At 41.9% G+C, this 25,725-nt stretch carries 24 protein-coding genes; 22 read left to right on the top strand and 2 right to left on the bottom strand.

What is annotated here, in order from left to right; all coding sequences use genetic code 11:
• Positions 1-12: 12 nt before the first annotated feature.
• From uxaC to ACXADE_RS02975, 16 genes are all read left to right on the top strand, one after another.
• Positions 13-1,437 carry a glucuronate isomerase gene (uxaC, locus tag ACXADE_RS02900; protein WP_474979015.1) on the top strand — a complete coding sequence of 475 codons (1,425 nt, stop codon included), beginning with the start codon at positions 13-15 and terminating at the stop codon, positions 1,435-1,437.
• Positions 1,438-1,440: 3 nt separating this feature from the next.
• Positions 1,441-2,946 carry a UxaA family hydrolase gene (locus ACXADE_RS02905; protein WP_474979016.1) on the top strand — a complete coding sequence of 502 codons (1,506 nt, stop codon included), beginning with the start codon at positions 1,441-1,443 and terminating at the stop codon, positions 2,944-2,946.
• Between the two features lie 16 nt (positions 2,947-2,962).
• Positions 2,963-3,610: a bifunctional 4-hydroxy-2-oxoglutarate aldolase/2-dehydro-3-deoxy-phosphogluconate aldolase gene (locus tag ACXADE_RS02910; protein WP_474979017.1), complete on the top strand. Its 648-nt coding sequence runs from the start codon at positions 2,963-2,965 to the stop codon at positions 3,608-3,610.
• On the top strand, positions 3,603-4,583 hold the full coding sequence (locus ACXADE_RS02915; protein WP_474979018.1) for a sugar kinase: 981 nt from the start codon (positions 3,603-3,605) through the stop codon (positions 4,581-4,583). Before ACXADE_RS02910 ends, ACXADE_RS02915 begins: the two co-directional genes overlap by 8 nt.
• 12 nt (positions 4,584-4,595) lie before the next feature.
• On the top strand, positions 4,596-5,447 hold the full coding sequence (locus ACXADE_RS02920) for a sugar phosphate isomerase/epimerase family protein (RefSeq protein ID WP_474979019.1): 852 nt from the start codon (positions 4,596-4,598) through the stop codon (positions 5,445-5,447).
• A gap of 100 nt (positions 5,448-5,547) precedes the next feature.
• The gene (locus ACXADE_RS02925; RefSeq protein ID WP_474979020.1) at positions 5,548-6,552 is read left to right on the top strand and encodes a hypothetical protein; all 1,005 of its coding nucleotides are present in this window, start codon (positions 5,548-5,550) and stop codon (positions 6,550-6,552) included.
• The gene (locus tag ACXADE_RS02930) at positions 6,530-6,871 is read left to right on the top strand and encodes a hypothetical protein (RefSeq protein WP_474979021.1); all 342 of its coding nucleotides are present in this window, start codon (positions 6,530-6,532) and stop codon (positions 6,869-6,871) included. Before ACXADE_RS02925 ends, ACXADE_RS02930 begins: the two co-directional genes overlap by 23 nt.
• Before the next feature lie 78 nt (positions 6,872-6,949).
• Entirely contained in the window at positions 6,950-8,665 is a 1,716-nt protein-coding gene (locus ACXADE_RS02935; RefSeq protein WP_474979022.1) for a cache domain-containing sensor histidine kinase, read from the top strand.
• Between the two features lie 6 nt (positions 8,666-8,671).
• A complete protein-coding gene (locus ACXADE_RS02940) occupies positions 8,672-10,225 on the top strand; it encodes a response regulator transcription factor (protein ID WP_474979023.1) in 1,554 nt (517 codons plus the stop codon).
• A gap of 237 nt (positions 10,226-10,462) precedes the next feature.
• Complete coding sequence (locus tag ACXADE_RS02945) at positions 10,463-11,755, top strand: ABC transporter substrate-binding protein (RefSeq protein WP_474979024.1); 1,293 nt, start codon at positions 10,463-10,465, stop codon at positions 11,753-11,755.
• A 198-nt stretch (positions 11,756-11,953) separates the two neighbouring features.
• Positions 11,954-12,865, top strand: a complete 912-nt coding sequence (locus ACXADE_RS02950; protein WP_474982184.1) for a carbohydrate ABC transporter permease — start codon at positions 11,954-11,956, stop codon at positions 12,863-12,865.
• Positions 12,866-12,882: 17 nt separating this feature from the next.
• Positions 12,883-13,725: a carbohydrate ABC transporter permease gene (locus tag ACXADE_RS02955; RefSeq protein WP_474979025.1), complete on the top strand. Its 843-nt coding sequence runs from the start codon at positions 12,883-12,885 to the stop codon at positions 13,723-13,725.
• A gap of 25 nt (positions 13,726-13,750) precedes the next feature.
• Positions 13,751-14,881 carry a glycoside hydrolase family 88/105 protein gene (locus ACXADE_RS02960; protein ID WP_474979026.1) on the top strand — a complete coding sequence of 377 codons (1,131 nt, stop codon included), beginning with the start codon at positions 13,751-13,753 and terminating at the stop codon, positions 14,879-14,881.
• A gap of 29 nt (positions 14,882-14,910) precedes the next feature.
• Complete coding sequence (locus ACXADE_RS02965) at positions 14,911-16,203, top strand: Gfo/Idh/MocA family protein (RefSeq protein WP_474979027.1); 1,293 nt, start codon at positions 14,911-14,913, stop codon at positions 16,201-16,203.
• 55 nt (positions 16,204-16,258) lie between these two features.
• The gene (locus ACXADE_RS02970; protein ID WP_474979028.1) at positions 16,259-16,894 is read left to right on the top strand and encodes a YesL family protein; all 636 of its coding nucleotides are present in this window, start codon (positions 16,259-16,261) and stop codon (positions 16,892-16,894) included.
• Positions 16,895-16,960: 66 nt separating this feature from the next.
• On the top strand, positions 16,961-17,881 hold the full coding sequence (locus ACXADE_RS02975; RefSeq protein ID WP_474979029.1) for an AEC family transporter: 921 nt from the start codon (positions 16,961-16,963) through the stop codon (positions 17,879-17,881).
• Position 17,882: 1 nt separating this feature from the next.
• On the opposite strand, the gene ACXADE_RS02980 is transcribed toward ACXADE_RS02975, so the two are convergent.
• On the bottom strand, positions 17,883-18,563 hold the full coding sequence (locus tag ACXADE_RS02980) for a rhamnogalacturonan acetylesterase (protein ID WP_474979030.1): 681 nt from the start codon (positions 18,561-18,563) through the stop codon (positions 17,883-17,885).
• Positions 18,564-19,547, bottom strand: coding sequence for a LacI family DNA-binding transcriptional regulator (locus tag ACXADE_RS02985; protein WP_474979031.1), 984 nt, complete (start codon positions 19,545-19,547; stop codon positions 18,564-18,566).
• Positions 19,548-19,751: 204 nt separating this feature from the next.
• Here ACXADE_RS02985 and kduD point away from each other — a divergent pair, with 204 nt between their 5' ends.
• The 6 genes from kduD (at position 19,752) to ACXADE_RS03015 (ending at position 25,715) form a co-directional block, all read left to right on the top strand.
• The gene (gene kduD, locus ACXADE_RS02990) at positions 19,752-20,507 is read left to right on the top strand and encodes a 2-dehydro-3-deoxy-D-gluconate 5-dehydrogenase KduD (RefSeq protein ID WP_474979032.1); all 756 of its coding nucleotides are present in this window, start codon (positions 19,752-19,754) and stop codon (positions 20,505-20,507) included.
• Between the two features lie 50 nt (positions 20,508-20,557).
• Positions 20,558-21,391, top strand: coding sequence for a 5-dehydro-4-deoxy-D-glucuronate isomerase (gene kduI / locus ACXADE_RS02995; protein ID WP_474979033.1), 834 nt, complete (start codon positions 20,558-20,560; stop codon positions 21,389-21,391).
• 92 nt (positions 21,392-21,483) lie between these two features.
• Complete coding sequence (locus ACXADE_RS03000) at positions 21,484-22,452, top strand: dienelactone hydrolase family protein (protein ID WP_474979034.1); 969 nt, start codon at positions 21,484-21,486, stop codon at positions 22,450-22,452.
• Positions 22,453-22,732: 280 nt separating this feature from the next.
• On the top strand, positions 22,733-23,974 hold the full coding sequence (gene pgsB / locus ACXADE_RS03005) for a poly-gamma-glutamate synthase PgsB (RefSeq protein ID WP_474982185.1): 1,242 nt from the start codon (positions 22,733-22,735) through the stop codon (positions 23,972-23,974).
• 21 nt (positions 23,975-23,995) lie between these two features.
• Positions 23,996-24,445 carry a poly-gamma-glutamate biosynthesis protein PgsC gene (pgsC, locus tag ACXADE_RS03010; protein WP_474979035.1) on the top strand — a complete coding sequence of 150 codons (450 nt, stop codon included), beginning with the start codon at positions 23,996-23,998 and terminating at the stop codon, positions 24,443-24,445.
• A gap of 13 nt (positions 24,446-24,458) precedes the next feature.
• Positions 24,459-25,715 (top strand): CapA family protein, encoded by a 1,257-nt coding sequence (locus ACXADE_RS03015; RefSeq protein ID WP_474979036.1) that lies wholly within the window; start codon positions 24,459-24,461, stop codon positions 25,713-25,715.
• The last annotated feature ends 10 nt before the right edge of the window (positions 25,716-25,725 follow it).

Genomic DNA, 25,725 nt, shown 5'->3' on the forward strand with positions numbered 1-25,725 from the left:
GGATGGATAATCTTGAAAAACTTTATGGATGATACATTTTTACTGAACAGTGACACGGCCGTGCGTTTGTATAACAATTATGCCAAAGACATGCCGATCATCGATTATCACTGCCACCTTAGTCCGAAAGAGATCTATGAAAACAAAACCTATAAGACGATAACGGATGTTTGGCTTGACGGGGACCATTACAAATGGCGGTTGATGAGGACCAATGGAATTGATGAGCAACTAATTACAGGAGAATCTGCTCCTTATGAGAAGTTTCTGGCTTGGGCGAAAACCGTCCCGAAATCCATTGGAAATCCGGTCTATACGTGGACACACTTAGAATTACAACGATACTTTAACGTATACAATGCATTGAATGAAGACTCTGCCCCGGAAATTTGGGAACGTGTCAATGAACAGTTAAATCAGAAGGATTACGGCGTACAGGATTTGATCCGGTCTTCAAATGTCGCAGTTATATGTACGACGGACGACCCGGTAGATGATTTGGCTTACCATAAAAAACTGCAGGAAACAGATTTTGATACACAGGTGCTGCCAAGTTTTCGCCCGGACAAGGGATTGGAGTTGAACCATAGCGGATACCAAGAGTGGCTGAATCAATTAGAGAAATCCTCCCAAATGTCCATTCAGACGTATGGAGATTTTCTATCGGCCCTTGAATCACGGGTTCGCTATTTCCATGAAGTTGGAGGGAGAGTCTCCGATCATGCTCTTGATGAAGTCGTCTATGAAGAGACCACGATGGCAGAGGTTGAAAAGGTTTTTGAAAAAGCGAAAAACGGGGAGAAAGTCACTCCTGTAGAGGAAGCGAAATATAAATCCTTTACCCTCATTTACTTAGGCAGGCTGTATAGTGAGCATGGGTGGATCATGCAGTATCACATCAGTGCACAACGGAACAATAATACGAGAATGTTCGATCGTTTAGGTCCTGATACCGGTTTTGACAGTATGAATGATGGAGAAATTGCGAAGCCTCTTTGTCAATTGCTCGATTCTCTTGATCGGGAGTCGGCCTTACCGAAGACCGTATTATATTCATTGAATCCGAAAGACAACCCGGTGCTGGCTACGATTGCAGGAAGTTTCCAAGAAGGAGGCGTCCCGGGGAAAATACAGTTTGGTACAGCATGGTGGTTCAACGATACAAAAGAAGGCATGCGCTCACAAATGAAAACGCTTGCAGACATGGGGGTGCTCAGTCAATTTATTGGCATGCTGACGGACTCAAGAAGCTTTCTCTCCTATACTCGTCATGAATATTTCCGACGTGTTTTGTGTGATTTGCTTGCTGAATGGGTGGAGAATGGAGAAGTCCCAAATGATGACGAGTTGCTCGAACCCATCATTAAGGATATTTCTTACAGGAATGCAGCGGTATACATCGGCGTTGAAACCCCCGCGAAAAGTTTGGAGGTGTAAGGGGTGAAAGAATCAACTTTAGAGAGAATCCTTAAGATTCATGAACATGATAATGTAGCGGTAGCACTTAAAGATTTAAGGACTGGGACGGAAGTGGAAGTAGCAGGGGAGAGAATCACGTTACGTTCTGATATCCCAAGCGGGCATAAGATCGCTTTATCTCCGATGAACGAAGGTGTCGATATTATTAAGTATGGGTTTCCCATCGGACATTTAAAAGTAGCAGTGAAAGAAGGAGACTGGGTTCATACGGAGAACACGAAGACCAACCTGGATGGTGTGCAGGAATATCACTATGAGCCTAAGTTCACTGAAAATCCATACTCTAAAGAAAATCTGACATTCAAGGGGTTTAAGCGTTCGGATGGACGCGTAGGAATACGGAATGAACTGTGGATTGTTCCGACGGTCGGGTGTGTGAATGGCATTGCTGAACGGATTATTAAAATATTTGAATCCGAAGTAGGGGATATCGCGCCCTTTGACAATATTCAAGTCCTTACTCACAACTATGGATGCTCTCAACTGGGGGATGACCACATCAATACCCGGACGATTCTAGGCAATGCAGTCAAGCATCCTAATGCGGGTGGAGTGCTTGTTCTTGGGCTGGGCTGTGAGAATAATAATGTCGATGAATTAAAAGAGTCACTTGGAGACTACGATGAGGGGAGAATCAAATTCCTCACATCACAAGATGTGTCCGATGAAATTGAGGAAGGAGTCAATTGTCTGCACAAAATCTACCAGGCGGCGAAAAACGATGCACGTGAAGAAGCTCCACTGTCCGAACTTAAAATTGGTTTGAAGTGTGGAGGGTCTGATGGATTTTCAGGCATTACAGCCAATCCTCTTCTCGGACAAATATCGGATTATATCTCTGCTCAAGGCGGAACGACGGTCTTAACGGAAGTCCCTGAGATGTTCGGAGCTGAAAAGCTCCTCATGGAACGCGCGGTCAATGAACAGGTGTTTCATAAAACCGTAGATTTAATCAATGATTTCAAGCAGTATTTTATGAAGCATGACCAGCCTATCTATGAAAATCCTTCTCCGGGAAACAAAGACGGGGGGATTACGACACTTGAAGATAAATCACTCGGATGCACACAAAAAGCCGGGACTTCAGTTGTCATGGATGTGTTGAAGTATGGAGAGACGTTGAAAACAAAGGGACTTAACCTATTGTCCTCCCCAGGTAATGATTTAGTCGCTTCAACGGCTCTTGCAGCAGCTGGGTGTCAGGTCGTCTTGTTTACGACCGGCAGAGGTACGCCATTTGGATCGTTTGTACCAACCATGAAAATCTCTACGAATACCCCGCTTTATGAGAAGAAAAAGCATTGGATCGATTTCAATGCCGGCAGTTTACTGGAAGGGGCGCGTTCAGAACAAGTACTGGAAAACTTCCGTGACTATATCATTAATGTTGCCAGCGGGGAACTCGTGAACAACGAAAAAAATGACTTTAGAGAAATAGCGATTTTTAAATCTGGCGTTACGCTCTAGATGAGGAGGAGAAAAAATGAGTTCAAACCTGTTAGAACAATTAGAGACAAATAAAATCATTGCCATTCTCCGTGGGATTCCTGAAGGGACAGGTGAGAAGGTGACGGAAGCTTTGTATGAAGGGGGCATACGTTTCCTGGAAGTCACACTTGATACGGTGGGGGCTTTGGAGATGATCCAGAATGTCAAAGCGGCATATGGTGAAAATTTGAGAATCGGTGCTGGTACTGTACTCCATGTAGCGGATGCCGAAGCAGCTCTTGAAGCGGGTGCTGAATACATTGTATCTCCTCATTTCGATGAAGAAATCGTAACCTACTGCTTATCCCAAGATGTACCCGTACTGCCAGGGACAATGACACCTTCAGAAATGGTCAGAGCGACAAACCTTGGAGCACCTGCAGTGAAAGTTTTTCCAGCGGGGGCATTGGGGCTATCATACATCAAAGATCTCCGTGGGCCGCTCGGGCATATCCCGATGATTGCGACAGGGGGCGTTACCCTTGAAAATATTGAAGAAGTTCTTCGGTGCGGGGTCAAGGCCGTAGGGATTGGAGGAAATCTTGTCGATCATCAGTTGATCTTTGATGAGCAGTACGAAGAGATTACGAAGAAGGCCAAAGCTTACGTCTCCAAAATAGAAAGGAGGGTTGTTCATGGCTGATGTTGTTACAATCGGTGAAAGTATGGTTCTATTCCAACCGTATACGGGAGGAGGAATTAAATATACGCCTCTTCTAACAAAGTCCGTAGGTGGAGCTGAATCTAATGTAGCTTTTGGCCTGACGAGGCTTGGTAGGAAAGTGAGGTGGATCAGCCGTGTCGGGGCTGATCCTTTCGGTGAATTGATTCTTTCCACGCTGGCTGGAGAAGGAGTAGATGTGACACACGTCATCAAAGACCCTGATCATCCGACGGCTCTTTATTTCAAAGAGGCGAAAGTCCCCGGGGACCCAAGTGTCTATTATTATCGTAAACAATCAGCGGCGAGTCGTTTTGCCCCTGAACACCTTCGGTCAGAATGGTTCAAAGAGGTACGTCACCTGCATGTCACAGGAATTACTCCTGCCCTGGGGGCGGAATCTGCTGCATTCACAAAAGAATCTATGATTCTAGCGCGAGAACATGGACTCACCATCTCATTCGATCCTAATTTAAGAAGGAAGCTTTGGGATGGTGGCACGGCGAGGGAAGTTCTGCTTGATTTGATTCCTCATTGTGATGTCTTTCTACCTGGGGTTGAAGAGGCGGAATTTCTTATAGGGAAGAAGTCTACTTACGCTTATGGAGAAGCATTCCTGAACATGGGTCCGTCTATTGTAGCTATGAAGTTAGGGGAAGAAGGATCCGTAGGCTTCAGCGAAGGAAATGTCTTTGAAGCACCTGGTCACAAAGTTAAACAGGTCGTGGACACGGTAGGAGCAGGAGACGCATTTGCATCAGGTTTACTTGATATCTTGCTGAAGGAGGATTCAATCCTAAATGAAGAAGCGATAGGTAAAGCCTTACCGAAAGCATTGAAACAAGCTAATATTACAGGGGCGTTGGCAACGCAATTTACTGGTGATTGGGAAGGTGCGCCTACGAAAGAGGAAGTTTGTCAATATATGTATCCTGAAAAAGTGGTTACACGATAGGAGGATATGAAAATGAGTGTTGGTGTGCTGGCTCATTTATTTGGAAAGATGTCTTATCAGGAACTGGCCGCAAAAGTAGGGGAGAAGGGGTTTACCCATGTCCAGCTCGCATTGTGGAAAGCATTGGATAACTATGATTTCAGTAAACCCGGGCTGCTAAGTCCCGGGTTGGCAAAGGATATCTGTAAAGAATTTGACAAACATGGGGTATCCATTTCTGTTCTTGCCTGCTACTTGCATTTTTTTCATGAAGATGCGGATATAAGGCGTGAAAACACCGAACGATTTAAGGAATTGATTCGTCATGCTCGTTTTTTTGGAGCTTCGATGGTTGCCGCTGAAGTTGGCAAGGTACACACGCAGGAGCTGACAGGTGATGAATGGTTGATTTTGAAAACAGAACTTGAAGAGCTTGTGAAAGAGGCAGAAAGATGGGGGGTCTACATTGGGATTGAACCGGCGAATGACCATTTGATCGGCACATCCGAATCGTTGAAACGTATGTTGGATGAAATCCCGTCATCCCATATTGGTGTTGTATTGGATCCAGGTAACCTTGTTCATGAGGGGAACTTTGGTGAGCAGGATGAAGTCATACAGGAAGCTTTTCGTCTGCTTGGTTCCCGGATTATTGCTGCACATGCAAAAGACAGGATCATCAATGAGAATGGAGAAATGGAAACCGTTGTTCCTGGAAAAGGCCATTTGAATTACGAGCTGTACATGACGTTGCTGGAACAATATAAACCCCAAGTGCAAATCATTATGGAGAAAGCTAAAGAACATCAAATGACAGAGTCGAAGAACTACATTGAGAAAGTAAGAGAAAAAGCCCGTATGAGAGCCATCATGACCTCCCTTTGATGAGGAAAGCTGTAAGGGCTTAATTATCTAAGGGATATGTATAGAAAAGAAGAAGAGGGATACCCTCTTCTTCTTTATTATGATAAATAGGAAAGAAGGAATGGTATTGAAGGCAAATGAACGGCATTTATCATATAAGCGAGTCAGTGTATTTTTTATTCCTTTAGGTCTTTCAGCAAGTTTAACATCTATTACACACGTGATTATTAACGGGACGCTCAGCCGAGGGGAAAATGCAGCTTTCATTATCGCTTGTTATGCGGTTGCCTTCGCATTATTCGGTATTATTGAGCGCCCCATCATTGTTTTCAGACAGACGTGTTCAGCTTTGGTGAAGGATGTCCATTCGTTTAAAGTACTTTCTTTGTTTATGGTGTTCCCAATGCTCCTGGTTATCGTTATCAGCCTGTCGTTAGCTTTTACCCCTTTTGGAGATTGGGTATATATGAACCTTTTCAATGCGGACTCGGATATGGTTGATACAATTTCTAATACGTTTGGAATTATTTTGTTTGTGATTATTTTTTCAGGGATCCGCGGCCTTTACCAGGGAGTAATCATTAATCATCTAGAGACGAAATGGCTGACAATCATGGTTGTTATCCGTTTGGTCGTCATGTTTCTTGTTTCATATGCGTTCGTATATTTTGACTATATTACAAGTTTAAGCGGAGCTATTTTATTTCTTGTCGGTATGTTCATTGAATGTGCGATCAGTGTGTGGAAAGGACATGGAATTTTGAAATACTCCTACAGGAAGAAAGAAACAAATTTGCGGAATTATGAAATTGCGAAGTTTTACCTTCCGCTAGTCTTATATTTTGTTATTCAAACAATTTTAGTGCCCGTCATCTATGTTTTTTTAGCCCAGACAAATAACATAGAATTGGGAATCGCATCCTTTGCTCTGGCTTTCAGTATTACTCAGATGTTGTTGAGTTTCTTTATGTACACTCATCAGCTTGTCTTGCAGTTGTATGAAGTAAATAAACAAAAAGTAGTACGGTTCATTATTTTTATCAGCATCTCTTCCAACCCTTGCTTTAGTTTTTTTATGTTTTACTCCTATAGGTGGATGGTTTATGAAAGAAGTGATGGGTGCTAATGAAGAGTTAGCTTTAACTACAATCCTCGTGTTGAAATTTTTTATTGTCAAAACATTAGTATTTCCCTGGGTTGATTTTTTGAATGGTTATTTGATGCTATACAAACGAACAAAAAGAATGGCTATCGCTCAAATGGTGAGTTTCTTAACAGTAGTGGTTACCGTTTCTCTTCTTGTAACGTTCTTCCCATCATGGAATGGGGTGATTGGTTCCATAGCTGCCTCGTTGGGAGAACTGGTCGCTTTAATTATTGTTATTACAATGGTTATGAAAATGATTGGAAGGGAGCGTGAGGAAGTGTGGCAAACAAATGAGTAAAATTGAATGGTAGAGATTAATATTTAAATTTTTCTGAATTATGATATAATTCGAGTAAAAAAATGAAAGGGGACGGATATGAGACCATTCTATAGAAATTTCGGTATAAAAAACAAAATATTTTCCGTCTCTCTTTTACTATTGACGATATTCGGCCTTTTAGGCATCGTTACTTTTCAATATTTTACTTCTTTATATGAAAAAAGAATATACGAGGAATCTGCGGATATGCTTCAGTTGTCCTCTTCCATTGTGGATAAGGAATTGAATTTGATTGAAGAGCTTTCTTTCCAGGTGAGTACGGATACATTTGTTCAAAACTACCTACAAAAAATCAATGAAAACCGTTTTAGCTTTGAATCATATGACACCAAAACCAGGCTGTTGGAACGACTACTTCACTATGCATCGACGAGAAAGTATATAGCATCTATGCAAATTATCGACCTTCATGGTGAAAAGCATACAACGGGATTTGATACATCACTTGAAAATAATGCAGGGAAGGTCAGAAGGGTGTTGTCCGAATCGAATGGATCGAATGTGTGGACCAAAGTCGATGGGAAGAATGGAATTTCGGCTGCAAGGACGATAAGGAGTAAGGAGAATCTAAGTCTTAACAATATTGGTACGTTGATTATTACAATTGATATGGAAATATTCGTCGAAGAAACCCTTAATTTCTCACCGGAAAATAAAGATATGGTCATAACCAACCATCATGAAATTTTCTATCAAAAAGGTGATAGCACTTGGGAAATGGAAGACTTGGCTATTGATCAAGATGGTAGCGGTTACATAACGACCCCAGTTGACGGGAAGGAATATCTTCTTACTTATGCTCATTCAGGATTTTCTCAACTGACGTATCACCATCTGCTCCCCTATGATGACGTCAAAAAACAGACGACGGCTATAAAAATAATCATGATCATCTGTTTTATTTTGATGCTTACACTGACTGTGTTACTAAGCAGACGTGCCGCTCAGAATATATCAAAACCGTTGGAAGCTTTGACTTCTCAGATGAAGCGGGTCCAGGAAGGGGACTTTAGTGAATCGCTTCCACGTAAATATCACAACGATGAAATCGGTCAGCTTCATGATAATTTTCAGCTGATGTTGAATCGCATCAATGAGCTCATCAAAGAAAACTATACAAAACAACTAATGATTCAAGAAACAGAATATAAAGCACTGCAAGCACAAATCAATCCTCATTTTTTATATAACACACTTGATTCCATCAACTGGCTTGCAAAAATGCACAAGCAGGAAAAAATATCGGTCATGGCGGATGCCCTTGGGAATATGATGCGGAATATTATCAGTAAAAAGGATCCGATGATCACAGTTAAAGAAGAGTTAGATATTGTCCGTAATTACATTACGATACAAAAATACAGGTATGATTACAGGTTGAATTTCACACTTGCCCTATCTGATGAACTTGAAATGGCAAAAATCCCGAAATTGTCCATCCAGCCTATTGTTGAAAATGCCATTCAGCATGGTTTGGAAGAGATGATCGATGAATGTCGCATCAATGTAGATATATCTGAACGAGAAGGTGATTTGGAAATCCAAGTTCAGGACAATGGCCCCGGTATAGAAAAAGAACTTTTGGATGGGATCTATCATGGAAATGTTCGATCGAAAGGTTCTGGCATTGGTTTGAATAACATCAATGAACGAATCAAAATGATGTTTGGTGAGAAGTATGGGGTTACGATTGATAGTGAAGTGGAAGTAGGTACAACAGTCAAAATTCGAATACCTCATGGAAAGGGGTGAGGAATCGTGTATAAAGTTTTATTGGTTGATGATGAAATAAACATTCTTGAGGGAATTGCTATGATTGTTGATTGGGATGGATGCGGAACGAAGCTCTCCTCAAAAGCGCACCATGGGCAGATGGCTTTGGATATCATTTTACAAGATAAGCCGGATATCGTTGTTACCGATATTAAAATGCCCGGTTTGAACGGAGTAGAATTGATTAGGAAAGTTCATAATATCTATCCGGATATTCGTTTTATTGTGTTATCAGGACATGATGAATTTGAATTTGCAAAAACAGCAATGGAATGCAACGTTAAGCACTATCTATTAAAACCGAGCAATGAGCAGAAAATTGAGAAGGCTTTGAAGGAAGTGGTTGCAGATCTTGCTGAGAAAGGAGAAAAAGAGGCTTTTCTTGAGAGGATGGAGAACCATCTGAAGAAGGTCATGCCGAAAGCTAAAGAACAGTTCTTAAAAGAATTCATTACAAATAAAAAGTACGGCATACAGGATTGGGAATACTACAGTCGTTTGTTTGAACTTGATACGGATAAACAAGGTTTTTTTCTGCTAGTGGTAGAAATGGACCCTCCCTATGAATACGAACATGTCCTTGCATTGAAGAGAGTTTTAGTGGAAGAAATCGGGACCGGCTATATACCGCTTGAGACTACAATCGGGGATAGGGTTGTTATTCTTATTGAAGAGAACTCACGAGGCCTCGTAATAGAGAAGGTAAAAGAAGCAAGGCAGTCTTTTGTCGACTTTTATCCTAAAGATTATACAGTGGCTATTAGCGATTTGGGGAACATCAGCCAGTTGAGACAGTTATATAATGATGCACTCTATTGTTTGACACAGCGATTTTATGTTTCCGGCGGGAGCATTATTACAATGCAGGACATTAAGAAAGATCGCGCAGGTATTCAGGAACTACAATACGACCATGAAAATTTAATCTTTGCGATTAGAAGTGGGAATGGAGCACTTGTCCAACAGAATCTGGAGGAGTTTTTCCATGAAGTTTGGCAGGAAAAGTATGAAGTTAGTCTATTGAAATCTCATTGTCTTGAATTGTTCATGTCCATTATTCGTCAGGCTGAATCAGAAAAGATGAACGAGTATTTTAAGCAAATTCTTAAGTTTCAGGAATATGAAAAATTCCATGAGTTGAAAGATTATATAGAGAAGGCTGCTTTTGAAATTGCCCATCACCACTATGAAAGAACAAAGCAGACGCAGAGCAATATCATTAATCGGGTCATTGAATATGTTGAAAAGCATTTATCTGAAGAAGACCTCACTTTATCATCAATCGCTTCAGAAGTCCTTTATATGAATTCAGACTATTTAGGAAAGCTGTTTAAGAAAGAAAAAGGAGAGAGATTTTCAAGCTTTCTTGTTCATAAACGAATGGAAAAAGCAGTGGAGCTGATTCAGGAGGAAAAGTATGTGAAAATTTCGGATGTGGCTGATGCTGTTGGTTTTGGAAATAATCCTAGGTATTTCGGTCAAGTTTTCAAGAAGTATACAGGCATGACGCCTACATCCTATATCCAAGAAAGGCAATAGGAGAAACTTATAGATATTGATCTATAAGTTTTTTTGTTTCTAGCATTGTTCCACGAAAATCTATTATGAAGACTGCTAGAAGTTTTTTAGAGAATGTGACAAGATGATTCTTGTTCTTAGTACAAGTCTGTTTTTTCTACATAAATATCTGAATATTTTATTTATTATAAAAACCATCAGTCTTATGATGGATATATGAAAAGGAAAGCGCTTTCAAAAAATAGGGGGGTTAAGTTGATGAAAAAATTTCTGATTTTTAGTTTGATGGCTGTGATGCTTGGCAGTTTTTTAGTGGCGTGTTCAAACTCGGATGAGGCATCCGGGGAAGGTGAGGATAGTGATGTAACAACATTGCGAATGACCTGGTGGGGGTCACAAAGCCGGCATGACCAAACACAGGAGATCATTAAAGTGTTTGAAGAAGAAAATCCTGATATCAAAATTGAAGCGGAGTTCACAGGTTTTGATGGGTATTTTGAGAAAATGGCCGCGCAAGCATCGGGAAATAACCTCCCGGATATCATGCAACAAAACTTTGGGGAATATTTGAATCAGTATGCGGATAAGGAACTGCTCGCTGATTTGACTCCTTTTGTAGAAGACGGTTCGATTGATGTGGAAGGTGTCAGTGACACGATTATGGAATCCGGTAAAAAGGATGGAAAGCAGCTTGGAATCCCTACAGGAACAAATGCACTGACCGCTTTTTATAATAAAGATATGTTGGATGCTGCTGGTGTCGATATTTCAGATGGCCAGTGGACGTGGGAAGATTATGAAGAGTATGCGACCTCGATTAGCGAAGCGACCGGAGAATATGGCGCCCGCCTTATGGAGCCTAAAAATTTATTCGAATACTATCTGAGGGAACAAGGAAAAACGTTATTCAATGAAGATGGTACAACACTTGGTTATGAAGATGACCAGCTCCTCGTTGATTACTTTAAGAGAAATTTAGAGCTTGAAGAAAAAGGCGCGATTCCTAATTACGATACGATTCAACAAATTAAAGGGGTAGAAGATGAACTGATTGTGCGTGGAGAAGCAGCTTTTGACTTTAGGTGGTCCAATCAGGCAACAGCTCTAGATAGTGCAGCGGGTGATAAACCAATTGGAATGACCCTTCTTCCGGGTGAGAATAACAGTCAGGGGATGTATTTGAAACCTGCGATGCTTTGGGCGATCAGTGAGAACTCTGAGCATAAAGAAGAAGCGGCTCGGTTTATTAATTTCTTTGTAAACAATATTAAAGTTTACGAAATTGGTGGGTCTGACCGTGGTGTACCGATTAAGGAAGAAATTCGTAATGAACTTTCTGCTGACTTGAGTGAGACAGATCAGAAAGTGTTTGATTACATTGAAATGGTAACTGAAAACAGTTCTCCAATCGATTCGAATTTCCCTCCGGAGTCTTCCGAAATTTTAGCGGAGTTGACCAAAATTGATGAGCTTGTCATGTATGGGGAGCTTTCTCCTGAAGAAGGTGCAGAACAATTCAGATCTACTGTAGAAAGGATTATGAACAGGTAAATTAAACATGGAAGGTGGCCTTGAACCTTTTCTCATTAGGTCATCTTCTTCCTTTTAAGAGGCTATATGTGAATGAATTTGAGGTAGCGTAATCTATGAAATTGAAAGAGGTGAGTTCAATTGATTCCTAAGAAAAAAGAAGAAATTCATGAAACGGTAGAGCCTCAACATCCTGCGAAAAAGCCAAAAAGGAAAAAAATGAAGGCCGTACCACCAAATAAAAAGCTTAATACAGGAAATCAAAATGTGACGGGCTATGCCTTTATATCCCCGTTTTTGATCGGTCTATTTTCATTGACTCTGTTCCCGATTTTATACTCTTTGTATCTATCATTTACAGATTTTGATCTGATGGGAACGCCGAATTGGATTGGTCTCGACAACTACCGGAGGATGTTCACAGAAGATCCTACGTTCTGGAAGTCTATGAAAGTTACTTTTTTCTATGCGGGTGTTGCGGTTCCTATCCGATTAATCTTCGCCCTCCTTGTGGCATTGGCTTTAAATAAAGTAGTTGAAATGGTGGGGTTATATCGGACCCTCCTCTATCTGCCGTCGGTAGTGGGAGGAAGTATAGCGGTGTCCATCATGTGGCGTCAATTGTTTGGAAACGATGGGGCATTCAACTCTATCCTATCATCGGTTGGTCTCCCTACACATTCCTGGTTAGGTGATCCCGATACAGCGATTTGGACGCTTATAGTGTTGTATGGTTGGCAGTTTGGCTCGTCGATGCTGATTTTCCTTGCAGGACTTAGGAATATTCCAAAAACGTTCTATGAAGCCTCCAGTGTCGATGGTGCAGGTCCGATTCGTCAGTTTTTTATCATTACAATTCCTTTGTTAACTCCGGTTATCTTATTTAACACAATTATGCAGGTCATACAAGGCTTCATGGCTTTTACTCCGAGCTTTGTCGTAACAAATGGTGGACCAGTGAACAGTACATTACTGTATGTCCTTTATATGTACCAGAGGGCATTTGAATACTTTGATATGGGATATGCCTCAGCAATGGCTTGGGTGATGCTGGTTATTATCGCTATATTCACAGCTCTGATTTTCAAAAGTTCTGAACACTGGGTACACTACGAATCGGATGCGAAATAAAGAAGGGAGGAAGCATGATGAAAAAAAAGAGAATGACCAAAAAGACTATACAGCACTTGCTGATGGGGAGCTTCGCTTTAATTATGATTTACCCGCTCGTTTGGATGGTCAGTAGTTCTTTGAAAAAGAGTGAAAATGTTTTTATCAACTCGCACTCACTGATTCCAAATGAATGGCATTTCGCCAATTACATTGATGGATGGAGTGGATTTGCGGGCATTACTTTTGGGACGTTCTTTTGGAACTCCACCATCATTACCGTTATTGCAACTGTAGGGAGTATCATTTCTTCAACGTTTATAGCTTATGGATTTGCCCGGATCAAGTTTGCCGGTAAAAAGATCTGGTTTGTTGCCATGATGCTTACGATGATGCTTCCTTTCGAAATGGTCATGATTCCTCAATATATCATGTTTAACAAGTTCGGATGGATTGATACTTACCTGCCGCTCATTTTACCGACCTTTTTCGGGATTCCATTCTTTATATTTTTGATCATGCAGTTTATCCGAACGATTCCTATGGAGCTGGATGAAGCGGCGAAAATTGATGGTTGTAATACATTTGATATCTTTTTCAGAATCATCGTGCCACTTATTGTACCCGCAATGATGACTTCAGCAATTTTCTCATTTTACTGGAGGTGGGATGATTTCATGGGTCCGCTCATTTATTTGTCTACACCAGAAAAATACCCTGTATCCCTAGCATTAAAACTATTTTCAGATCCGAACTCTGTGACGAACTGGGGAGCTATGTTTGCAATGTCCACCTTAAGTATTCTACCAATTTTCATCATTTTCTTTGTTTTTCAGCGTTATATCGTCGATGGGATTAGTTCTACAGGTATGAAAGCTTAAAACCATTTTGAAGGAGAGATTTTTAATGGGAACCAATCAACAAATTACAGCTGCACGGCAAGAATTGAAGACTCCGCTTGAATGGGGAAAAGCGGCATGTGATTCGCTTATGGCTACGTTCTCCCCTTCAGAACTTCCGCCGGATGGAAGGTGGCATTATCATCAAGGAGTTTTTCTTGAAAGTATGCGTCAGCTTAAGGAGATCATAGGTGGTGAAGAGTACCTGGCATACATCAAAGGCTATGTGGATCATAATATTGATGAGAATGGAAACTTCTTGTGGAACCGTAAAGAACTGGATGCAATACAGGCTGGATTGTTGTTATTTGAACTAGATGAGAAATATAAAGATGAAGACACTCGCTACAGAGCGGCGGCAAAAAAATTGCGAAATATGTTCCCAACATTGAACAGAACTTCTGATGGAGGGTTTTGGCACAAGGATGGTTATCCCTACCAAATGTGGCTCGATGGTCTGTACATGGGGGGAGTGTTTGCAATGAATTATGCAAAAGCTTACAACGAACCTGAACTTCTAGATATGGTGATTGAACAGGAGAGGTTAATGAGAAGGCATACTTTGGACAATGAAACTGGACTTTATCATCACGCATGGGACGAAAGCAAAGTCCAACCCTGGGCGGATTCTGAAACGGGGAAATCGCCGGAATTCTGGGGGAGAGCTATTGGCTGGTACGGGATTACTTATAATGAAATGTTAGATTTTTTACCCGAGAAACATGAATCAGAAAAAGAGCTGAAAAGTTCACTTAAGAACCTGGTAGAAAGTCTAGTTCAATACCAGGATGAAGAGACAGGTCTATGGTATCAAATAGTGGACAAATCCGATCGAAGTGATAATTGGATTGAAACCTCTTGCTCAGCATTGTTCATTTATACGATTGCCCGGGGTATTCGAACGGGTTATTTGGATGAAAAGTATAAAGAACAGGCAGTTAAGGGATATCGAGGTCTGTTGGAAAGAATGACATTTAATGATAAAGGTCATTTTGTCATGCCGGAGATTTGTATAGGTACAGGAGTAGGGGACTATGAGCACTATATCAACCGACCTAAAACAGCGAATGATCTCCATGGGGTTGGATCATTTGTCCTTTGCAGCATCGAAATGCAGCATTTAGTCCCTGAATTATAAAAAATATGATTAAAAATGGAGTGGAAATCATGAGGAAATTTGCTGTTTGCGGGGTGAGCAAAAGGGCGAATGATATGTTTATACGTCCAATGACCAATACTTTCTCCACCACCAGTGAACTTGTTGGTCTTCTGGATAACGATCCGAAACGCTTTGCTGTTTGCAAATCTTCGTTTCAGGATATTGCTGAAGTCCCGGAGTATGGGGCCGAAGAGTTCGATCGCATGATAATGGAAACAAACCCTGATACGATCATCGTCGCAAGCCGAGACGATACTCACGTGGACTACATTTTAAAAGCATTAGAAAATGATATTGATGTTATTACAGAAAAACCGATGACCACAACTGCTCATGACAGCCATCGGGTCATGGAAGCAGAAAAGAAAAGTAAAGGAAAAGTCATTGTTACTTTTAACTACCGGTACAGCCCTTATCACATGAAAATTAAAGAACTAATTTTATCGGGGAAAATCGGACGCGTCACTTCTGTAGATTTAAACTGGTATATCGATACGTACCATGGGTCAAGTTATTTTCAACGGTGGAATCGGAAAAGAGAGTATTCAGGCGGGTTGTCTATCCATAAATCTTCCCATCATTTCGACCTTGTGAACTGGTGGCTGGATCAAAAACCTGTGGAGGTATTCGCTTTTGGTGCGCTCAACTATTATGGGTCTGAGAGTGTACACAATCCAGTCAAGGAAGATGGAAGACATTGTAAAACGTGTGAGGTCAAACAAGAATGCTCCTATTATAAGAGGTGGAATTCTAGAAGCCATCATGCAGTTGTAAAGGATGACCATATTGATTCTGATGAAGCGAGAAAGGATGGATATACCAACTATCGACCCGATCAGTGCGTCTTTGATTCTGATATTGAAATTGAAGATACGTACACAGCGACCGTACGCTATGATCATGGAGCATTGTTAAGTTACTCCATCAATTTTTCTCTTCCTTATGAAGGATACAGACTGGCTATAAATGGTACCGAGGGGCGTATTGAGACGACCGAATGGCATGCACCTGCACGGGTACCCTTTCCTGTTCCTGAACAGGTGATTGAATATTTCCCTCTTTTTGGATCAAAAGAGACCATTCATGTTGTTCAGCAGGAAGGTGGTCATGGAGGAGGGGACCCGGTTATTCAGGAAGATATTTTCATGGGAGAAGACCCAGCGCGTCCATACAAAGTTCTTTCTGGAAGTGTAGACGGGGCTTATGCGGTCACAACTGGGGAGGCTGTCTGGAAATCCGTGAGAGAAAAGCAGCCGGTTAAGATTGAAGATTTGTTTCATCAGCCATCCTTAAGCAGCTAGAGATCGAGTGAACAAAAGGTAATTGGATCAATAAAATATCCGGGAGGTTTTGACTATGAACGGGGGTCGTTTACTTACAGGGGTTCTTTCTTTATGTAACTGGGTGACACATTTCGCTCTACTGAATTTATTGTGGATTGGTTGCACGCTGCTTGGAGGCATTGCTTTTGGCATCGCTCCTAGTTCAGTTGCGCTTTACAGTGTGACTAGGAAAGCAGCCCTTGGTGAGAGCGATATTAAAATCGTCAAAATCTTCTGGGGTGTGTATAAGAGGGAGTTCTTTCGTGCGAACGGATTAACTCTGCTACTTACTGTAATTGGCGGCGTCTGCTTTTATGATTTACACTTTTTTCGTCAGTTTAATGGAATGTTTTATGAGGTCCTTGCGACCATTTCACTCATGAGTTGTTTGACATTTATCATTTTACTTATGTACATTTTCCCCGTTTTCGTTCATTACAATTTGAAAATGTTAGCGTCTATCAAGCAAGCATTTCTTATCGCGTTCTTGAAACCTGGTAATCTGATGTTAATGATCGTAACGGGAATATCGACTTATTACTTTTTCATTTCTTTCCCCGGATTCATCCCGATTTTCGGGTTCACTATTTTCGCACATTTGAACATGTGGATTGGACTGAAGTGCTTTGAAGACATTGAAGAAATTAAAGTAGAAAGTCAGGTTGCTTGATAAGTCAAAACTTTTGCCCCCTTTGTTCAAGGGGGCATGTTTATTTTTGAGGGTGGAGGTGATGCAATGGAAATCCTTTTTATATTTGTAAATGTCATCGTCCCTGTTTTTATTCTAGTAGGTATTGGTGCAGGATTGCATAAAGCCTTTAATCTTGATTTGTTTACTTTGGCGAAGTTGAATATCTATTTCCTTAGCCCAGGGTTCGTCCTTATTAGTCTCTATGAATCCTCTTTTTCTATCAAGCTGTTAGGGGAAGTGGTTCTCTTTTTCACATTATTCATAAGTTTGTTGTATATGGTGGTTCAACTTATTTCAAAAGTACTTAAATTTAATAAAGGGGTCCGGGGTGTATTTACGAATAGTGTCGTTCTTTATAATTCCGGTAATTACGGAATACCTGTGAACGATTTGGCATTTAAACAAGATCCTTATGCTGCAACAATCCAAGTGATTGTTATGACGCTGCAAAATGTCTTTTCCTACACGTTCGGAATTTTTTCATTGAGGGCAGTAGAGGAAGGACGTCTTCAAGCTTTAGTAGGCTTATTGAAAATGCCGGCGATTTACGCTATGACGCTGGGAGTCCTTTTGAATATTAATAATGTGCAGGTCCCTGATTTCTTAATGAAACCAGGAGCATATGTAGCTGATGCCATGATAGGAATTGCTTTGATTACTCTTGGAGCGCAAGTGGCGCAGTTGACCTTTAAATTTAAACTTTTAGTCGTATACATAAGTATGGTGATCCGGCTCCTCTTAGGACCGGTCCTGGCTCTCTTCATTATATGGGGATTAGATTTTGGAGGTTTACTTGCCCAGGCTTTATTGATTTCTTCAGGTATGCCAAGCTCTGTGAACAGTGCCATTATTGCTCAAGAATATCGCAATGAACCAGAGCTGGCTGCACAAATTGTTATGTCATCCACCATTTTCAGTATGTTTACAGTGACTCTTACCATTTATTTTTCTCAGGTGCTTTTTTAAGTTATTGACATATCCAGGGGGAGAGGGGAGATTTCATTTCAAAGAGTGAATGAGCCACAGATCCGGCGATTAAGAGTGCTCCGTTCTCATTCAAATGTGTATCATCCTGGGCCCCTTTTGGATAATTCACAGAATCTCCAGGAGCCAGGTGCATGAAAAGTTCTTTAGAACGGTCATAACCAAGATCAAGAAGGAAGGATGTTGTTATTATCGTTAAATCAATCAACATGACAGAATTAACTTCTGCTACTTCTCTCATCGCTTCCGGGAATTGCCCGTGAGTATGTTTCAAGGTCTCCAGGTCCAAGAACTTTCTCCGCTGGATTGGAGAGAGGAGAATAGGGGTCACTCCTTTGGACCGTGCTGTTTCAATATAGAGGCGCAAATTTTCTTGAAATGTGGTGAATGGATCAGTTTTACGAACCAGGTCAGACTTATTGTCGTTGTGACCAAATTGGATGAAAAGGAAATCGCCATTGGAAAAGGAAGGGGTTATTTCCTGGAGTCTTCCTTCTGTTAGAAAGCTTTTCGAGCTCCTTCCATTTACGGCATTGTTAATAATAGTGACTTCATCCTTAAAGTAGACAGACAGTTTTTGTCCCCACCCCATTTGAGGATGAGATTCAAGTGGATAATCTGCCATCGTCGAATCCCCGACTAAATGAATAGTAGGTGCCTTCAATTATAATTCCTCCCGCTTTTGGCATGATTCCGTAATTTTCAGTTCCGGCTCTAGAAAAATACTATGTTCTACGTCTTCGTCATTGATTAATCGAATTAACACTTCTGTAAGCTTTTCAGTAATGACCTGCAGAGGCACGCCAACAGTTGAGAGGGGCACTTCGAAACTTTCTGTCGCGGGGATGTTGTCATAACTTATGATAGACAGATCAGCTGGAATAGACAAACCTTTTTCATAAACAGCTCTCAATATTCCTTTCGACAAATCATGACTTCCACTAATGACTGCAGAAGGAAGATTTCCATTTTCTAATACGCGTTTCATAGCTTCATAACCATCATAAGATTCTAAATCTTCAACAGAAATGACAGATGAGGTGATGGATATTCCGTTACTCTGAACACCTTCAAGGAAACCATTCACTTTTTCTTCCTGAAGATGGTCTGTCTTTTTAGCTCCACCAATATAGGTAATCGTTTTATGATGATTTTCTGCCAAATAATCAACAGCTGCTCTTACTGCCTGTTTACGATTAACATCCACCGTTGGAAAAGGCGAAGCTTCATGAGCCGTTCCATAAGTGAGAATAGGAACAGTGGAATTAGCAGGCTCCTGCGAGTTTTTCTCATTGAAGGCGACTATGGCATCTACTTGATATCTGTTAAACGTGTTAATGGCATGGTCCATATCATTGATAGAAATCAGAGTCGTATAAGACATCTCTTCTAATCGTTTATTCAATCCTGTAATTAATGCTGAGTGTGTGACACGTTCGATCGTTGGCCAGATGACCCCAATGGTCTGAGATTTCTTAGAGACGAGACTCCTTGCAGCCACGTTGGGCTGGTATCCAAGTTGTTTGGCAATCGTAATGATTTTTTGTTTTGTTGGTTCTTTGACGAGAGGACTGTTTCTAAGGGCTTTAGAAACGGTTGAATAGCTGACATCAGCAGCTTTGGCAATATCTTTGATAGTAACTCCCATGGATGGACCTCCAATTCTGAATAACTGTGATAATTATAAGTAAATATTGAATACAAGACAATTTCCTATTGTTTTGTATTTTGATGAATTTTGAATTTACTGAATGTTCATTGACAAAGAAAGCCTTTACATTTAGAATAATAACAACGTTGTTATTATAGTGCAAGTAAGCAGGATATGAACTTAAGGAGGTCTTTCATTCTTATGAACTCATTGTTTTCTTTGAACGGAAAAATTGCTCTCGTTACTGGTGCGAGCCGTGGGTTGGGCAGGGGGATTGCTGTGGGCCTTGCCAAAGCCGGAGCAGAAATAATCGGTGTTGGGACCAAGACACTGGAAGCTACGAAAAAAGAGGTGGAAGATGCCGGCGGGGTATTTCATGGGTTGTTTTATGACTTAGGTGAAGACGGGGCTCCTGAAAAGCTGGCAGCAGATGCGTTATCCATTCATGGACGTGTGGATATTCTCGTAAATAATGCCGGGATCATCCGGAGGTCTGATGCGAAAAACTTCTCCAACGAAGATTGGTTCGATGTCATCGATGTCAACCAGCATGCGGTATTTCAATTGTGCCGAGAAATCGGTAATCACATGCTTGAAAATAAATCAGGAAAAATCATTAATATTGCTTCCATGCTTTCTTATCAAGGCGGTCTCAAAGTACCTGCATACACCGCCAGTAAACATGCCGTAGCGGGTTTAACCAAATCGTTTGCAAACGAATGGGGAAGCCAGGGGGTCCACGTGAACGCTATTGCTCCCGGTTATATGGCAACAGACAACACAGCACCGATCCGGGAAAATGAAGAAAGGAATGCCTATATTACTTCAAGAATACCTCAGGGGCGCTGGGGGACGCCGGAAGACATACAAGGAGCAGCTGTTTTTCTGGCATCAGAAGCTTCCAATTATGTGAATGGACATATTTTAAATGTAGACGGGGGATGGATGAGCTCATAGTCTATTACACTATTTTGAATAAACGATGATAAATGAGGAGGAGATTAAAAATGGAAGTACGTTATGCGACAAACCCAACAGATTTCAAAGATTACAATGGAGAGCGGTTAAGAAGTGATTTTTTAGTAGAGTCGTTATTTGTTAAAGGGGAAATCAATATGGTGTATTCCCATTATGATCGAGTGATTACAGGAGGAGCTGTCCCTGCAGGCAAGCCTCTTAAACTCGAAGATACGGAAACGCTCCGTACTGAATTTTTTCTCGAACGGAGAGAGGTTGGCATCATCAATATATCTGACGGAAAAGGAATCGTTACCGTTGATGGTGAAAGTTATGAATTAAATAAAAGAGATTGTTTGTATGTCGGTCGTGGGAACGAAGACGTTCAATTGGAGAGTGCAGATTTATCACACCCCGCACGCTTTTACCTTGCTTCTGCAACCGCACACCAAGAATACCCTACAAAAAAATTACCGATTGAAGAAGCGACACCTACGAACCTTGGCTCTGATGCTGAATCAAATAACCGGACAATCTATAAATACATTCATGAAGATGGGTTGCAAAGCTGTCAATTGATGATGGGGATGACTCTGCTTGCACCTAATAACATGTGGAATACCATGCCACCTCATGTCCATGACCGCAGAATGGAAGCCTATTTGTATTTTGATATGGATGATGATTCAAGGGTGTTCCATTTCATGGGTAAACCAGATGATACACGACACTTGGTCGTGAAAAATGAACAAGTTGTCCTTTCGCCACCGTGGTCGATTCATTCCGGGGTGGGAACGAATAATTATACCTTTATCTGGGCTATGGCAGGAGAAAACTATACATTCACCGATATGGATCATGTGAAAATGAATGAATTGAAATGAATCGATCCGCCACATTCAATGCCAAGTTGAGTGTGGCGGTTTTACATTCCAGACTTTTCTGTCTGAAAATTAACCAGGGAAGGTGGATGCTTGTGGAAATCGAGCAATATCTTGATGAAATTTATGAAAAAGCTCTTTCGAAAGGGGGAGAGCATAAAAAACAATGGAAAGCATCATTAGGGAATATTCTGGGCGACTTTCCCCCTCCGAAAGATTATACGGTTGAATGGATAGAGCAACCCGTCGAGCTTGAGGGGTACACCAGGGAGAAGATTCAGTTTCAGTCTACGTCGGGGCTTATAGTTCCTGTGTATGTTTTAACTCCAGCGAATAGTTCAAAAAGCTCACCGTGTGTATTGGCCTTGCATGGTCATGGGAGAGGGAGTGTAGATGTTATTGGTCTAGATAGCGAATCTACGAACATCCATCATCACTTTGGCGTCCATCTAGTTCGGAAAGGTTTGATTGTTTTTGCACCAGATATGATTGGCTTTGGCACAAGGCGCTTAGCAGAAGACAGGGACAATGGGGAAGAAAACTCCTGTTATGCATTAGCTTCTCGTCTTTTATTGACAGGAAGTACTTTAGCCGGGCTGCGTGTGTTTGAGTCTAGAAGAGTGATAGATGTCATTTGTTACCTTTTCAATGGAAGAAAAATAGGGGTGATGGGTTTTTCAGGGGGCGGTTGGATTGCTGCATTAACTGCTTTGATGGATGACAGGGTTGCAGCTGTTGTTTTAACTGGATTTGCAGGGACGTTTAAGAAGGGTTTATACACATATAAACACTGCTTGGATAATTATTTACCCGGCGTTTTGAATATAGGTGAACTCCCGGATTTAATAGGGGGGCTTGCTCCCAAACCACTTTTCGTGGAACATGGTTTAAAAGATGATTGTTTTCCATGGAATACCGCTTTAGAAGGAATAGAAGAGATAAGAGAAGTTTATCAAAACTCTCAAGGTGAAGGATGTTTTGAAAGTTACTTTTTTAATGGGGGACATGAGGTGGATGGTCGTAGAAGTAGTGATTGGCTGAAAGGTCAATTGACTACAAATTGAATCGTTTCTTGGAAGAAAGTCTGTCTTTTATTTAAGACAGACTTTTTTAGACTCAAAAAGAGAGAGGATTACGAAAGTTTTGAGGTGAAGAATCTTCCAGTTAAAAGAATCTGAGAAAATTTAAATGATTCATCACAGATTAGGGTATAGGATAATATTAGGAATTTTTGCGAGTGGTGGCGGATGCTGTTATAATCTGTTAGTTTTAGAGAGAGTAGGTTCCTTGAATCTTTGGAACTAGATAAGGATGTGAACGTTAGTGGATGAGTTAGTCTACCTGATGATCTTCTTCACGTTTGTGCTGGTTGTAGGTCTTTGGGAGAAATATAAGCTTGACCGTCGGCTGAAAAAAATCCCGACTAGGATTCTCGTAAATGGAATCCGGGGGAAATCGACGGTCACGCGTCTTGTCATGGGAATTTTGAAGCAGGATGGTCAAAAAGTGATTGGAAAAACGACTGGTACATCGGCGCGGATGTTCTATTGGGATAAGGAAGAAGAAGAACCCATTGTTCGGGGACTGCAGGGGCCGAACATTAATGAGCAAATCAGGATTACAGAAAAAGTGGTCAAGCGCCGGGCGGATGCTTTCGTCAGTGAGTGCATGGCTGTGAACCCTGAGTATCAGCAGGTGTTCCAGGAGCGGTTGGTCAAGTCGAATATTACAATCATTGCGAATGTCATCGAAGACCATATGGACGTTATGGGCCCGACCCTTGATGATATAGCTGAAGCTTTCAGCTCAACAATCCCGGAGAATGGGTATGTCATCATTCCTGAGACGCCTTATCAAAAGTATTTTGAGAAAGTGGCGCGGAGGAAGAATTCCAAAGTTGTGGTAGCAGATGAGAGCTGGATTGATGAAGCGTACTTGCAGAAATTCCCGTTTATGATCTTTCCTCAGAATGCGGCGCTTGCCATGGCGGTCGCTGAAATTTTGGATATCGATCGGGAAGTAGCTTTAGAAGGGATGTTGCAGGCGCCTGTCGATCCAGGTGCGATGCGTGTCCACAGATTTGGCAGGGAGGAAGCGCCTAAGTATTTCTTCAATGGATTTGCTGCGAACGATACGACGTCTACACTGAATATTTGGGAAAGAATCCAACAGTTGGACTACCCCGGCCAGGAAAGGACCGTTGTCATGAGTTGTCGTAGTGACAGGGTGGAGCGGACGATTGATTTCGCGGAGAATGTCCTTCCCTATATCGAAATGGAACGTCTCATCGTGATGGGCGAGAGTGTATGGCCGATCACGAAAGCTTATGAAGAAGGTAAAATCAGGCCTCTCAATCTGATTAACCTGGAAAAAGCATCGACAACCACAATAGTCGATCATTTGAAAGAACTTCCTGATCATAGTGTTATCTATGGTATCGGTAACATTGTCGGAGCTGGTGAAAAAGTAGCAGCAGCTGTAGAGGAACTTGAGTTCCATCCGGTATCAAAGGAAGAAACAGGTTGGGATGTACTGGAGGAAGAGCGGTCTTTTCGACAAAGAAGAGTACTGCAAACGAACAAATAATGGTAGGGAGTTGGAGTCCACGTGTTCGGTACTGATTTATATATAGCGATTGTCATTGGTGTGTTATTAAGTTTGTTGTATGCGGAGAAAACAGGGATCGTGCCCGCGGGTCTGGTAGTCCCGGGCTACATAGCTTTGATTTTTGATCAAGTGATGTACGTATTGGCGGTCGGTTTGATCAGTCTGATCACCTATCTGCTTGTTTCCCAGGTGCTTGCAAAGTTTACGGTTCTTTATGGACGACGGAAGTTCGCGGCGATGCTGACCGTCGGGGTGCTGATGAAGATGGCGATGGACTATTTATATCCTCTCACCCCTTTCCCGGTCATGGAACTGCGTGGAATCGGAGTCATCGTCCCCGGTTTGATCGCTAATTCGATACAAAAGCAGGGGGTGCTGCCGACGTTCAGCGCCACTTTCCTGATCGCGTTCGCGACGTTCGTATTGATTACGGCGTACCATTTGATTTAGAGGAGATTTATCAATGGAAGAAAAAGATCTTAAATATAAGATGAAAGTATGGACGAAAAAGCATAAGAAGAGAGCGCCTTTTCATTCGATGGTGCTCGCTGCACTGTTAGCTGTCCCTTTTTTCGGGCACCAGTGGATTGATCAGCCCGATATGCCACAGGATACGCGCCCGGAGGATGTCGATTATCGAATTTCCATGGTGGGAGATATGATGCTCGGCCGCCATGTCCGCGATGCAGCCGTCAGAAGTGGAGAGCCGATCGGACGTGTCTTTGATTATGTGACACCGTTTTTTGAACAGTCGGATTATGTGACGGGAAACTTTGAGAATCCAGTCATCGATGCAGAAAATCCTGAAGTGAAAGCAGTTATGGAAGATTTTGAGCTTCGAAACAAGGATATTCATTTGTATGCTGAAAAAGGAGCTGAAAAAGCACTCGTCGATGCCGGCTTCGATTCTGTCAATCTTGCGAATAACCATATGATGGATTATGGGAATCTATCGTTGGAAGAAACGTTGGAACATATGGGGAAGGTAGACCTTGATCTCCTGGGAATCGGGCGTGCGCTCGATCCTGCGGAGGGAATGTTCGAGGAAGAAGAAACGATGACGGATGCCGGTACCGTCCATTACTTCGATGCTAATGGGAAAAAGGTAGCGATTCTTGGTTTTACCGACGTGTTCGTCCAGGGGTACAGTGCCAGTGAATATGTAGGGGGAGTTTTGACCAATGCGGGACTTGGCGTTCTGCAAAGCCGGATTCGTGAAGCGGATGAACAAGCGGATATCGTTATGGTCCATACCCATTGGGGCGATGAATATCAGGTCGGTTCGAATGATACTCAAGAGACGCTTGCTTATTTGATGACAGATATGGGAGCCGATGTGATTATCGGTCATCACTCCCATGTGCTGGAACCTGTGACTCGAGTACATATCGAAAAGGATCCGGAAGACCCTGAAAGCGAAGATAAGACGTCCATCGTCATGAATAGTCTCGGAAATTTCGTTTTTGATCAAGGGTGGTCCCGAACGAAAGACTCAACACTCGCTCAGCTCGATTTCCTGAACGATGGTGGTGCGGAACTCTCCTTTGTTCCCATGCAGATCTCTGACACGAGGCCGAGGGAGACGGACGGGATCCTGAAACCATTCAGGGATTACCGTATTTTCCGGACACTCCGTAAACAGCTCGACAATGAGCTGTGGCGGATGGAAGACGGCCGGCTGGTCATCGATCTGAAAAAAGCTGGCGTCATTGAAGGATAGGAGGTCCACA

The sequence above is a fragment of the Halobacillus sp. ABR2_026 genome, from assembly GCF_056158545.1.